The organism is Streptomyces sp. NPDC088246 (assembly GCF_044741025.1).
Taxonomy (GTDB): Bacteria; Actinomycetota; Actinomycetes; order Streptomycetales; family Streptomycetaceae; genus Streptomyces.
This window is the reverse complement of the sequence record NZ_JBIURV010000014.1, coordinates 113,647-126,085: the sequence shown is the minus strand read 5'-3', so window position 1 is coordinate 126,085 and position 12,439 is coordinate 113,647. Positions and strand designations below refer to the sequence as shown.

General features: G+C 70.5%; 12 protein-coding genes. 4 read left to right on the top strand and 8 right to left on the bottom strand.

From position 1 onward, the window contains the following. Positions 1-36: 36 nt before the first annotated feature. Positions 37-1,326 (bottom strand): cytochrome P450, encoded by a 1,290-nt coding sequence (locus tag ACIPEK_RS20855; protein ID WP_401998062.1) that lies wholly within the window; start codon positions 1,324-1,326, stop codon positions 37-39. Next, a complete protein-coding gene (locus tag ACIPEK_RS20850; RefSeq protein WP_401998059.1) occupies positions 1,323-2,114 on the bottom strand; it encodes an alpha/beta fold hydrolase in 792 nt (263 codons plus the stop codon). Before ACIPEK_RS20850 ends, ACIPEK_RS20855 begins: the two co-directional genes overlap by 4 nt. A gap of 187 nt (positions 2,115-2,301) precedes the next feature. Here ACIPEK_RS20850 and ACIPEK_RS20845 point away from each other — a divergent pair, with 187 nt between their 5' ends. Continuing rightward, the gene (locus ACIPEK_RS20845) at positions 2,302-2,580 is read left to right on the top strand and encodes a hypothetical protein (RefSeq protein ID WP_401998056.1); all 279 of its coding nucleotides are present in this window, start codon (positions 2,302-2,304) and stop codon (positions 2,578-2,580) included. Further along, positions 2,580-2,978, top strand: a complete 399-nt coding sequence (locus ACIPEK_RS20840) for a DNA-binding protein (protein ID WP_401998224.1) — start codon at positions 2,580-2,582, stop codon at positions 2,976-2,978. The genes ACIPEK_RS20845 and ACIPEK_RS20840 overlap by 1 nt, the downstream gene beginning before the upstream one ends. A gap of 28 nt (positions 2,979-3,006) precedes the next feature. On the opposite strand, the gene ACIPEK_RS20835 is transcribed toward ACIPEK_RS20840, so the two are convergent. From ACIPEK_RS20835 to ACIPEK_RS20820, 4 genes are all read right to left on the bottom strand, one after another. Continuing rightward, on the bottom strand, positions 3,007-5,040 hold the full coding sequence (locus ACIPEK_RS20835; protein ID WP_401998053.1) for an ATP-binding protein: 2,034 nt from the start codon (positions 5,038-5,040) through the stop codon (positions 3,007-3,009). Continuing rightward, positions 5,037-5,900: a DUF4255 domain-containing protein gene (locus tag ACIPEK_RS20830; RefSeq protein WP_401998050.1), complete on the bottom strand. Its 864-nt coding sequence runs from the start codon at positions 5,898-5,900 to the stop codon at positions 5,037-5,039. Before ACIPEK_RS20830 ends, ACIPEK_RS20835 begins: the two co-directional genes overlap by 4 nt. Before the next feature lie 28 nt (positions 5,901-5,928). After that, positions 5,929-7,968 (bottom strand): HYR domain-containing protein, encoded by a 2,040-nt coding sequence (locus ACIPEK_RS20825; RefSeq protein ID WP_401998047.1) that lies wholly within the window; start codon positions 7,966-7,968, stop codon positions 5,929-5,931. A 311-nt stretch (positions 7,969-8,279) separates the two neighbouring features. Next, positions 8,280-8,906, bottom strand: coding sequence for a response regulator transcription factor (locus tag ACIPEK_RS20820; RefSeq protein WP_383072922.1), 627 nt, complete (start codon positions 8,904-8,906; stop codon positions 8,280-8,282). Between the two features lie 212 nt (positions 8,907-9,118). Between ACIPEK_RS20820 and ACIPEK_RS20815 the strand changes: the two genes are divergently transcribed. Beyond that, positions 9,119-10,441 carry a hypothetical protein gene (locus tag ACIPEK_RS20815; protein ID WP_401998044.1) on the top strand — a complete coding sequence of 441 codons (1,323 nt, stop codon included), beginning with the start codon at positions 9,119-9,121 and terminating at the stop codon, positions 10,439-10,441. Between the two features lie 60 nt (positions 10,442-10,501). Here the strand turns inward: ACIPEK_RS20815 and ACIPEK_RS20810 are convergent, their stop codons facing one another. Then, entirely contained in the window at positions 10,502-11,314 is an 813-nt protein-coding gene (locus ACIPEK_RS20810; protein ID WP_401998041.1) for a DUF4157 domain-containing protein, read from the bottom strand. Between the two features lie 62 nt (positions 11,315-11,376). Continuing rightward, positions 11,377-11,808 carry a hypothetical protein gene (locus tag ACIPEK_RS20805; RefSeq protein ID WP_401998038.1) on the bottom strand — a complete coding sequence of 144 codons (432 nt, stop codon included), beginning with the start codon at positions 11,806-11,808 and terminating at the stop codon, positions 11,377-11,379. Here ACIPEK_RS20805 and ACIPEK_RS20800 point away from each other — a divergent pair. After that, a complete protein-coding gene (locus tag ACIPEK_RS20800) occupies positions 11,795-12,421 on the top strand; it encodes an HhH-GPD-type base excision DNA repair protein (RefSeq protein WP_401998035.1) in 627 nt (208 codons plus the stop codon). The genes ACIPEK_RS20805 and ACIPEK_RS20800 overlap by 14 nt on opposite strands. The last annotated feature ends 18 nt before the right edge of the window (positions 12,422-12,439 follow it).

The following is a 12,439-nucleotide window of genomic DNA, read 5'->3' as shown; positions in this document are numbered from 1 at the left end:
CGTCCCTGTCGACTTCACCTGACGGCCGAGCAGTTGTCAGCCACTGGCCAGCCGCACAGGTAGCGACTTCAGACCATTGATGAAGTTCGATACCAAGTGGCTCGGTGGGGCCACCGGATGGAGTGGGCCGGGCGGCAGGGTGTGGCAGGCCTCGTCGTACAGGGCCCGTAGTTGCAAGCGGGCGAAGTGGGCGCCCAGGCAGACGTGGGGGCCGTCGCCGAAGGAGATGTGGGGGTTCGGGGAGCGGGAGAGGTCCAGGGCGAACGGGTCGGGGAAGACGCGTTCGTCGTGATTGGCCGAGGCGTGGAAGACGACCACCTTGTCGCCGGTGCGGATCCGTGTGCCCGACAGGTCCGTGTCCCGGGCGGCGGTGCGGCGGAAGGTCAGGACCGGTGGGTGGCGGCGGAGCAGTTCGTCGATGGCGGTGATGAGTTCCACCTCGCCGTTGCGCAACCGGCGGTACGCGTCGGGGTGCTGGGCCAGTAGGTGCAGGCCGCCTGGGGCTGCGCTGCGTACCGTGTCGTTTCCTGCCACCACCAGCAGGAAGAAGAACATCTCCAGTTCGGGCGCGGTGAGTTCGGGGTCCGCGGCCAGGGCTGTCATCACGTCGTCGCCGGGGCGTCGACGCTTGTGCGCCGCCAGTGCGTGCGCGTAGTCGAACATGTCGCGCAGTGACGCCGGGGATCGCGGGTTGACCGGCTTGCCGTCCTGGCCCAGGACCGGAGTTCCGGCTTCGTCGGGGTCCTGGTAGCCGATGATGCGTCGGGTCCAGTGCAGGAGGAGTCCACGGTCGCTGTCCGGTACGCCCAGCAGGTCGGTGAGGTTGAGCAGGGCGTAGTCGTCGGTGACCTGGGTGACGAGGTCGCAGGTGCCGTCGGTGGCCCGTGCCTCGGCCACTGCGCGGGTAAGGAGAGTCCGGGCCCGGTGGCGGACGACCGTCTCGAAGCGGTCCACGCGCTTCGGTGTGAAGGCACGGCTTACGAGTACGCGCAGTCGCCGGTGGTGCGGTGGGTCCTGGTTGAGCATCATGCGGCGGATGAACGGCAGGTCGGCGGGGTCCGGGTCGCGGATCTGGGTGGCGCCCAGGTACGAGGAGTACGTCGAGGAGTCCTTCAGGACCCGGACTGCGTCCTCGTGCCTGGTGACCGCCCAGAAGCCGGGGCCCGCCGGCCAGCCGAGCACCTCCGGCTCCTCCTGCCACGCCACGGGGTGGTGATCGCGCAGGTGACGGTAGCGGTCGTGGGGGATGCCCTGCGCGTACTGCCTGGGGTCGAAGACGTCCGGTACAGCCGCTTGGTCCGGTGCTTCGGGGGCGGGCCCGCTCATGCCTTCGCCCCGCTGTCCTCCGCATCGGCCCGCAGAAAGTCCTCCACCACACGGATCAGGTCGAGCGGGGCCTCGTCCATCGCGTAGTGGCCGCACGACGGCAGCTCCACCAGTTCGGCCCGCCGAAACCAGCGCATCCACGTGGCGTGCTGCAACTCTGCCGACAGTGCCGGGTCCAGCGCGCCCACCACGGCCAGAGCCGGCACGGGCGACCCTTCGATCCGGTCGTGGAAGTCCTCGCCCGCCCAGGAGTCCAGCCAGGCACGGAACGCCTTGGCATCGCTGCGTTCGAGCGAGCGACGCACCATACGGTCCAGCCAGACTGCCGGGCGTCGTCCTCCGGTCGTGATGTCGAGGATGGTCCGACGGTTCTGAGGGGTGTGCGCCGCCCCGGAGAAGAGTTCCCACTGGTCGGGCGGGAGTGGCAGGCCGGACGCGGGCACGGGCGACACTCCGACGATTCTGCGCACCCGTTGCGGTGCGATGGCCAGCGTCCGCTGAGCGACGCAGCCGCCCATCGAGTGGCCGATCAGCGAGAACCGCTCCCAGCCGAGCCGGTCGGCCAGCGCGAGCACGTCCGCGGCGCCCTCGGCCGTCGTGTACGTGCCGCTCACGTCCCTGGCCTCGCCGTATCCTCGTAGATCCACCACGGCGTACTGGAACGAACCGAGGTCGAGATCCGGCAGCACCGGGTCGTACGCCGAACGGTCGGCGAACCAGCCGTGTACCGCGATCACCTTGTGCGAGCCGTCGCCGTGCAGTCCGTGGGGCAGGGGCAATGAGGTCACGCTGACTCCCGTCACCGTACGGAGCGGACCGGTCGGTCACCGGCCCGACCCCGCCCACGGTGGCGGCAACTCCGGGTCCGCGCAAGGGCCCATGCGAGGGACCGTGCAAAGTGTCCACAGCCCTGCTGCCACTGCCCTGTTGCCACGAAGCGAAGTCTTCTCCTAGTTCATGTATTAGATTGGTGTCATGAGCGACGACACTGCTTACGGGGTGGGCGAGGGCCCCACCGCCAACGTCTCCGTCAGCCTGCACTCAGGCAATATCGCGGCCGTCCGTGCGCGTGTGGGGAAGCGGGGTTTCTCCGCCTACGTGGACGCCGCCGTTCAGCGGCAGATCGAACGGGACAACCTTGCCGAGCTGACCGAAGGGCACGAAGCCGAACACGGTGCGTTGAGCGACGTGGAGGTCGATGCCGCCCGAGCACTTCTACGGGGCGACGCCGATGATGCGCAGAACGCCGCATGATGGCTCGGACCGGAACGCTCGTCCTGGACAGTGAGGGGCTGTCCAAGGTCGTAGCGGATGACCGGCAGGTCATGGCGCTGCTCCGTGGAGCGGAGCAGGAGGACATGAGGGTGATCGTCAGCGTCCTCACCCTCGTCGAGGCCCACCACCGGAAGGTGAACACCGCTCGGTTCAACTGGGTGGTGTCCAGGCTGACGGTTGAGCCCGTGAGCGAGGAGATCGGGCGCTCGGCCATGAAGCTGCTGGCCGACGCCGGGCTGCACGGTCACAAGTACGCCATCGACGCCGTCGTGGGGGCGACTGCCCTGCTGATGCCGAAGCCTGCGGTCATCCTCACCTCGGACCCCGAGGATCTGGGGCTGCTCTGCGGTGACCGGGTACGGATCATCAAGGTCTGATCATCAAGGTCTGAAAGGCGCCCGCACCTCACGCCAGCAGTCCCAGATACGGCCCGAACTCCGACGCCAGCGTCAGGCGGCCCAGCTTCTGGTACTCGCGCTGGATCGCGTGGATCAGTGTCGGCATCGCCACCGGCTCGCCCGTGTCCGCGGCCAGGTACGCGGCTGTCACCGCGATCGAGCGGATGTTGCCGCCCGCCAGCTCGAAGTTCTGCGCGCAGAAGGCGAGGTCCAGGTCCCTGCCCCGGGGGAGTGCGGGGCCCAGGCAGCGTTCCCACAGCAGGAGGCGCTGTTCGGGGTCCGGGACCGGGAAGTCGATGACGAGGTCCAGGCGGCGGGTGAACGCGTCGTCCAGGTTGGCCCGGAGGTTGGTGGCGAGGATGGCCAGGCCGTCGAAGGACTCCATGCGCTGGAGCAGGTACGCGCTCTCGACGTTCGCGTAGCGGTCGTGGGCGTCCTTCACGTCCGAGCGTTTGCCGAAGATCGCGTCCGCCTCGTCGAAGAGGAGGACTCCGTTCACTCCTGCGGCCTCGGAGAAGATCCGTTCCAGGTTCTTCTCCGTCTCGCCCACGTATTTGTCGATCACCGTCGCCAGATCGACCGTGTAGAGGTCCAGGCCCAGATCTGCGGCTATGACCTCCGCGGACATCGTCTTTCCGGTGCCGGAGTCGCCCGCGAAGAGGGCCGATACGCCTCGGCCCCTGCCGCCGCCGGGGCGCATGCCCCACTCCCCCAGGACCCGGTCGCGATGGCGCGCGCGGGCGGTCAGTTCGCGGAGTTGGGCGTGGGTGTCCGGGGGGAGGACCAGGTCCTTCCAGGTGACGGTGGGCTCGATGCGGCGGGCCAGGCGGTCGAGGCCTGCCGCGTTCTGGGCGCGGGCGCCCTGGCGTACGTGGTCGGGGGTGAGGGTGCCGCCGTCCAGGTGAGTGGTCTGGGCGGCGCCCCGGGCAGCGCGGGTGATCTGTTCCGGGGTGAGGAGGAACGGCGAGAGCAGGCGGTCCACGTCGATGGTTTCGGGGACGGGGGCCTCGTACGCGTCGGTCCAGAGGGCGGCTCTGGTCGAGGGCTCCACGCGTGGGGCGTGCAGGAGGAGGGGCGGGGCGGCGGACCAGGCGGCGTCCCAGGGGGCCCGGCCCACCAGGATCGTGGGGACCGGGGTGCCGGTGAGCAGTCGGAGGAGTTCCGGGTGTTCGCGGGAGACCGCGTCGAGCGGGGCACAGACCAGGCCGGCGCCGGTCAGTCGGGCCTCGCGGACCAGGGAGCGGACCGCCTCCGCAGGGGACGGGTCCTCGGCCAGTCGCGCCAGATCCAGGCCCAGGACCCGGTGGCCCGCGAGGGTCAGCGCGGAGGCCGCGAGGGCCGTGCCCGCACCGCCCTGGTCCTCGCGGAGGTAAGCGAGCGAAACACCTCGGGCGAGGGCCGCGGCCAGCGGGGCCGGGTCGCCGACGCCTGGTACGGCGTGCCAGGGGGCGAGGAGATCGGCCAGACGCGGGTCGGGGGTGTCGTCGCCCAGGAGGTGCGCGGTGACCCGGTCGGGGACGCGGAGCGCACGGCTCAGGAACGGCCGGTCCAGGTCCTCGACCAGGAGGAGGCGGCCTTCACGCAGTGGCGCAAGGGCCGCCAGCCGGCCGCGCGCCACCTGGCCGGCGGGGGACAGGCCACAGAGACCCAGTGCCAGCCCGATGGACGGGCGGCGGCGGGTGACGTCGTCGTTCAGGTAGCCGTAGAACGCCTCGAAGCGGTCGTCGAGATCCGGTACGAGCGTGATGAGGAGGATCTCGATGTCGAGGGTGGTGAGGCCGAACTCACCGGCCAGGGAGGTCAGTCGGGATGGTTCGGCCGGTGTCTCGACGTGGTCCGGGATGGAGGACGGGAAGGCTCGGGCCTCGTCCGCGTCCAGCAGACGGGCGATGTTCTCGTCCGTGAGGTAGAGACCGCGGAAGGCGTCGTCCGGGTCCGGGTCGGTGAGCTGCCGGGCCTCGACCGCTCGTCGGATGCGCTGCTCCACCGCTACCGCGCGGGCAAGGAGATGGCGCAGGTTCGGGTCGCCCGCGGTTGTCATTCGGCGCCGTCCTCCGTGTAGTCGGCTCCGCTGCCCCGCGTTGCGTCCGCCGCGTGGTCGGCTCCGCTGCCCCGCGTTGCGTCCGCCGCAGCGGCCTTGCGGTTCTCGGTGATACGGAGGGACAGGCCTCGCCGCCGTTCCGTGTCAGGGGTACGCGGGACGCCCCCGCCCGGACCGCCCGGACTGCCAGGACTGCCCGGTCGACCAGGGCGGCCCGGACGGCCTCCGTACACCGGAAGCCCTCCTCGGCCCGGCATCGGTTCCGACAACGGCTCGGCCTCCTCGGGTACGTCCCCGAAGCGGGCCTGCAACCCCTCGTCCCCCACCGGCGGGCCGGCCACATAGCTCGGCGACGCCGTCACCGGCACGCTGATGACCAGGTCCAGCGAGGGTTTCAACTCGCCGCCCAGCGCGCTCCATACGTCGGCGAACGAACGGTCCTCCGGCGGCGGCAGCGCGATCGACATCGGTACGGCCGCCCCGATCTCCGCCAAGGTGCCCGTCAGCCGCTCCGGAGGCAGCGCCTCATAACACAGCAGGCAGCCGAGCAGCGACGAGAGAAGCCGGTGCTCGTCCTCCGGACGCTTCGTCCATGCCGTGATCAGGTACGACAACTTGAAGAAGCGGGGCGGGCGGCGGCGCGCGATGATCGTGCCGCGCTCGTCGTACTCGTTGTGCAGACCCCGCTCACGCCTTCGCATGTCCTCGCGGATGTCGTAGAGGTAGAGGTTGACCATGGGTGCGTTGACCTTCGCCGCCCACTCACGGGTCGGAGCGTCGAAGACCACCGCGATCTGACCGCCTTCGAGCACCTCCGCCCTGATCAGGGCCCGCAGTACGTCGTCGACCTCGTGAATCACCCGATCACTCCCGTACGGTCGTCGGCGCTCATGCGCGGCCCGCGAAGTCCGGTGGCTGGAGATTCCGCTGGACCACCAGGACCGGTTTCTGCAGTCGGTCGAGGTCGCGCGAGTCGGCCCGCAGTTTGCGCGGGCCGAGCTTGTCCTTGCGCAGGACCAGGATCTGCACCTCGAAGGTGCCGTCGCGGCCCACCGTGGTGACCGACCCCTCGGGGGTGATCCCGGTGTTCCACGTGAAACGTACGGTCGCGCCCGGCGGGTAGTCCTTGCCGCGGGCCAGCACCGGCTGGCCCGGCTTGGCAACCTGCGGTGTGACGGTCATAGAGGGCTTCAGGACGCGCAGCCGGTCGGTGTCCTGGTTGTCGGCCTTCCGACGGTCCGGCAGCGTGCCGCGCACGGTGGCCCGTACGTCCCCGGTGACCGCCGCGCGGTACGTCGCCGTCTGGGTCACTTCGATGCGGCCACCAGCAGGGATGGTGCACGGGTCGGCCGCCGTACAGCGGGTCAGTGCGGGCAGGCTGCGGTCCTTCGCCTCGGACGGTTTCGGCCAGGCCGAGCCGATGACGACGCCCGTCGCCGCGTCCGGTCCGGCATTGGTGACAGTGAAACGGGCACGGGCCGGCCGGCCGGTGTACGTACGGTCCGGGCTGACGTCGACCTTCATCGCCACATCCGCCGAGGGCGGCACCGGGGCCTCAAGGACCTCGATCTGTGCCGTGTCCGTGCCTGTATTGCCCGCCGAGTCGGTGGCCGTGCAGGTCACCGTGGTGCTGCCGACCGGGAAGAGCGAGCCGGAGAGCGGGGTGCAGGTCACCGGCAGCGCGCCGTCGGTGGCGTCCCGGGCAGTCGCGTCGTACGTCACGCGCGCGCCCTTCTTGTCCTTGGCCCGGACGGTCAGATCGTCCACGGTGACGACGGGCGCGTCGATGTCGTTCACCGCGATGCTGATCTGCTCCTGGAACTCCGGGTCGGCGGCCGCCGCGGGTCCGATGGCGTCCGTGCCAGGAACCTGGGTGCCCAGCAGGAACTGGACGGTGCAGGTCAGGGTGGTGCCTTGCGGCGCGTCCGCGGCGACGTCGATGTTCTCCGCGAACGATGCGGTGTCGCCGCTGGTCACGTTTCGGGTAGGGGGGTCGAGGGCGACGGTCAGGGACGGGTCGCAGTTGTCGAGCCGGTAACCGACCGTGGTGGGGAGGTTGTTGAAGCCTTCGGCTATCGCCTCCGCGACCTTGTCCCCGTCGATCCCCTCCAGCAGACGGCCGTTGGTGGCGTTGATGATGCGGGTGGCCTGGCCGGGCGTGGTGGGCGGGTCCTCGACATATTCGGGGTCGCCGGCATCGCCGTTGCCGTTCAGGCCGTCGCCGATTCTGCTCGCTACATCGACACCGATCACACGAACGCTCCGGTCCTGGAGATCGAAGATCGTGTCGTCGATGCTGTGACCGTTGCTGGGGGCGTGGCTGGACGCATCGCCGACCAGCACGATGACCGGACTCGCCCCGTCGCGGAAGACGGTCTGGCCACCGGCCCCGTTCGCGATCTGCCACAGCCCGTTGATCCAGTCCTCGGAAGGGCCGCGGCTCTTGCCGCCCAGCGCGGTGTCCAGTTTGTCGACGCCCGCCTGCACCGCTTCGAGGTCGTCCGTCAGCCCCTGGAGCACACTGAAACCGGCATTGACGTCGCCCTCCTGATCGCCGAACGTGGCCACGGCGAACCGGGAGTCGGGCTGCTCGGCGAGGATCTTGTCGGTGATCTTGGGCAGGTTGTCCTGCACGCTCTTGATCGGGTCGGCCATGCTGGCGGTGCCGTCCACCAGCAGGATCACATCCGGTTTCGGCGGAATCGCGGGCGTACGCACCTGTTTGGCCACGCCCGTGGAGCCGCCGGGGTCGACCGCGTCGGTGAACTCGGCAGGGGTGACCCAGGGCTCGGGTACCGTCACTGCCGGCGCCCCGGAGGTGACGGCCGAGCCGGGGGCGATGCCGGTGGCCACGAGGAGAAGGGCCAGCGCCGGGACACGGAGCACGGCGAGGGTCCTGCGCGAGGCGGAGGACCGGGGCCGGGCCATCGGCCCCGTCCGCGACCGCGGCGCCCGCTGAAGCGGCTGGAACCAGCGCACGGAAGTCTCCCCACCCTCGGCCGATCGGCATACCGGAGGCCACGGTCCCGTGCGCGCAGCCGGCCCGCAGCGGTACAGGAGTCACACCCTCGGGAAGCCCCCGCTGCCCTTTCGGGCATCCGAGGGAACCACCGAACTGCCGTAGCTTTCGCAGCTGTCGCAGCTGCCGGACCCTGCCTGCCGGACCTGCCGGACCTGCCGTAGCTGTCAGAGCTGCCGTATGCGTCCGTGCCGGACGGTTCACGTCCGTACAGGACGGCTCAGATGAGCCCCTGCCGCATCGCGTACGCCACCGCGTGCGACCGGTTCCGCAGCTGCAGCCTGGTCATCACCGAATGCAGCACGTTCTTGATCGTGCGCTCGGAATAGGCCAGCTTCGTCGCGATGTCCGCGGTGTCGTACCCCTCCGCGACCAGGCGCAGCACATCCACCTCGCGCGCCGCGAGACCGGTGAAGTGCAGGCCGCGCGGACCGAGCACCTGTCCCTGCAGGCGACCCACCTCCTCAAGCAGCCTTCCCAGCAGGTCGGAAGGCAGATGGCCCTCGCCCCGCGCCACCGTCCTGATGACCTGCACCAGATGCTCCGGGGTCGCCTCGGAGCGCCTGACCACACCGGCGACACCGCACTCCGCGGCGCTCACCAGCTTCTGCTCGTCGATGTCCGTGGTGACGAGGACGGCGCGTGAGGTGCTGGTGCGCTGAATGTGACGCAGCATCGTCAGCACCTCCTCGTCGACTGCGTCCACGACGACGACCACGATCCGAGGTGAGGCGTCTCCCTCTCCCCACTCCGTCACGCTGACCTCGGGCCGGGCTCGTAACTGACTGGCCACGCCCGCCTGCGAGATCGGATCCTGGGCCCGTAATGCGACAGTGATGCGCTCCATGGCAAAGCTCCCCCTGAGCGGCAGCCGCCTGGCATCACACCTAACACAACCATCACGGCTGCTTACGTGTGCCTCACTCGTCTTGAGGCGGTCAGACGATTCCCGCGTATACCTACAGGGAAACAGAAAAGCCGATCCGGGCACAGAATCTGCCCGGAAGTGTTCCTTCACGGTCGATGTCGGCGTTCGGTACCGACCCTACGGTGCGCCCTATGAGTCTCACGGCAAGCCTCGACGATTCGTCCGTCACTGCCGCACCGGGCGAGGAGACGGCCCTCCCTCTGCGGATCCTCAACTCCGGCAGCACTGTCGAGGAATACCGCTTCGAGGTGGTCGGCGCGTGTGCCGCCTGGTCGACGGTGGAGCCGGCGACCCTGTCCCTGTATCCGGGCGACTCGCAGACGGTCTCCCTCGTACTGCGTCCGCCCCGCGACTCGACCGTACTCGCAGGGGAGACGCCCTTCGGGATTCGGGTGGTGCCCACCAGCGAGCAGGGCGACACGGTGGTGCCCGAAGGGCGGGTGACCGTACTCCCCTTCACCGAGACGACCGCCGAGCTGGTACCGCGCAGCTCGCACGGCGCCTGGCGCGGCCGGCACCAACTCGCCGTCGACAACCGGGGAAACACCCCGACGACCGTACGACTGGGCGCCCGGTCCGGTACGGAGCGGGCCCGGGTCACGTTCGCGGCGGACGCCCTGCAGATCGCGCCCGGCCGGGCGGAATTCGGGAAGCTGCGGATCCGGCCGGCCAAGCGCGTGTGGCGCGGTACGCCGGTCACGCACCCCTTCCAGGTGGTCGCGACGCCGGTGGTGGCGGAGGGTCAGGACCCGGTCGCACCGGTGGTCCTGGACGGCTCGTACCAGCAGGAGCCGATCCTGCCGCGCTGGCTTCCCAGGGCGCTCATCACTGCGGCTGTCCTGCTGATCGCGCTGGTCGGGCTCTGGTACGCGCTGCTGCGGCCGGCCGTGAAGTCGGCGGCCCGGGAGGCGATCACGCCGGAAGCGGTCCGGTCCGCCGCCGCGGCCGACAAGAGCAAGGCCCCGGACAACGGCTCGACGGCCGGAACGGGATCGGGTGGTGGCGACTCCTCCGGTGCGAACGGGGGCTCGCCGAAGCCCAGCCCCTCACCGAGCCCCGGCTCATCCGACGGCGCGGCCGCCGCGGCCCCGACCAGTGCGCAGGTACAGGTCAGGGACTCGGTGGGCGGCGGGTCGAACACCTCGACGGCCCTTCAGGTGCCCAGCGGACACACTTTCCAGCTGACGGACATCGTGGTCCAGAACCCGCAGGGCGACGCGGGAACGCTGGTGGTCTCCTCCGGCCGGGACGCGCCCGTGCTCCGGCTGGCACTGGAGAACTTCCGGGACTCCGACTACCACTTCGTCACGCCGATCCTGGTGCCCGCGGGCGGCAAGGTCACGATGACCGTCGACTGCCGGAAGGTGGGCAAGCCGGTGAACGCGCCGACGCCTCCGCGGTGTGCGGAGTCGCTGTTCCTCGGCGGCACGATGCGGACGGACACCGCGGGCTGACACCGCGGGCTGACAGCGCGGACGGGCCGTGCGGATCGGGCCGGCCGGTCCGCGGGCCCGTCAAGCAGGCGGAGCCTCTTCCTCCTCCTCGGCGCCCTCCTCCGTCCGTTGGACGAAGGAGCCCTGCACATCGGCAGGTTGCTCGTCCTCGTCCTCCGTCGCCGCCCTTTGCACAGCAGGCGTCGCCGCGGGGGACGAGTCATGACCGGCCGCCCCTGTCACAGCCGCCGGGGCCGGGGCCGGGGCCGGGGCCGACAGCACCCGGTCGGCGTTCGCCACGGCCTCCCGCTCGAACCGGTCGGACGGATCGCTCACCCGGATACCGCCCGGCGCCTCCGCACCCTCCACCGGGCCGTTGCGCTGCTGGATCACATGGGTGAGCTCATGGGCCAGCGTGGTGCGGCCCTGCGGCGAGGACGGATCGTACGCGTCCCGCTGGAAGACCACGTTGTTGCCGACCGTGTACGCATGGGCGCCCACGCCCTTCGCCGACTCGTGCGCGGCGGAACCGGTGTGGATGCGTACGTCGGAGAAGTCCGCGCCCATCCGCCCCTCCAGATCGGTGCGGGTATCGGTGTCCAGGGGCTGCCCTCCGCCGGACGAGACCACGTCGTGCACGGGGGAGCGCTCCTCCTCCCGCCTCTGGAGCATCGACCCCACGGCACTGTTGCCGACCGCCCGTTGGAGCACGCTCATGCCGCCGGCTCCGACCACATCGGCCCGCCCGGCGACCGCCGCACGGTAGAGGTGCGAGGTGTCCGCCGTCTCCCGGCCCCCGGTCGCCCTCGACGCGTGCAGGGCCTCGTCGTGTTCCTGCCCGTGCCCGTGATCCCGCTCGTGGTCGTGGTCCTGGTCCCGTTCCTGTGCGTGCATCGTCATCTCCCCTGGCCGCGCCCCGGTCGAAGGCGCCTCGTGATGGCCCCACCACTCCACCTTCACGACGTGTCACTGCCTCGTCCAGCCCGCACCCCGCCGGTCAGGGGCAGCCGGCGCTGCCCCTTCGGGCATCCGGTCCGTTCGTACGGTCCCGCGAAGCCCGTCGGCCCCGCGGCCGCCCCGGATGTCACACTCCGGGTCCGCCGGCCGCTCTGTGACCGTGAGCGCGACAGGAGGCCCCACTCATGACCGAACCATCGCCCGGGACCGAACACGGTCACCCGGCCGACGACGCCACCGAGGTGTTCGTCGGCCACCGTGAGCTGCTGTTCTCTCTCGTCCAGAACATGCTGGGCAGCGTCGCCGGCACCGAGGATCGAGCCCGGCTGCACCGGCGCGTCACCGAACACTTCCTCGGCGCCGGGCAAACGGCTGCATCGGCAGGCAGTGGGGTGGCCGGGCGGCGCCGCCGTCGGGATGATCGAAGACATGACCGAGAGCAACAAGAACCAGGACGCCCTGCGGATCGCCCAGCAGCCGGAGGCGGACGAGCTCCTCGCGCGCAGCCCGCTCGCCGCTCTGGTCGGCATGCTGCTGGACCAGCAGGTGCCGATGGAATGGGCCTTCTCCGGCCCGTACACCCTGGCCGGGCGGATGGGCGGAGACGACCTGGACGCCCATGAGATCGCCGCGTACGCCCCGGAGGCCTTCGCCGAACTCTTCACCGCCAAACCGGCCCTGCACCGCTATCCGGGCTCCATGGCCAAGCGGGTACAGCAGTTGTGCCAGTACCTGGTGGCGGAGTACGACGGCGACGCGAGCGCGGTGTGGAGCGATGTCTCCAGCGGGGCCGAGCTGCGGAAGCGGCTGAACGCCCTGCCGGGGTTCGGCACCCAGAAGGCGCAGATCTTCCTGGCGCTGCTGGGCAAGCAGTTCGGGGTCCGGCCGGCGGGCTGGCGGGAGGCGGCCGGTCCGTACGGCGAGGCGGGTTCGCGCAGGTCGGTCGCCGACATCACCGGCCCGGAATCACTCGCCGAGGTCCGCGCGTTCAAGCAGCAGGCCAAGCAGGCGGACAGGGCGGCCAAACGCGCAGCCGACAAGTAGCCGACGAACAACAGCGCC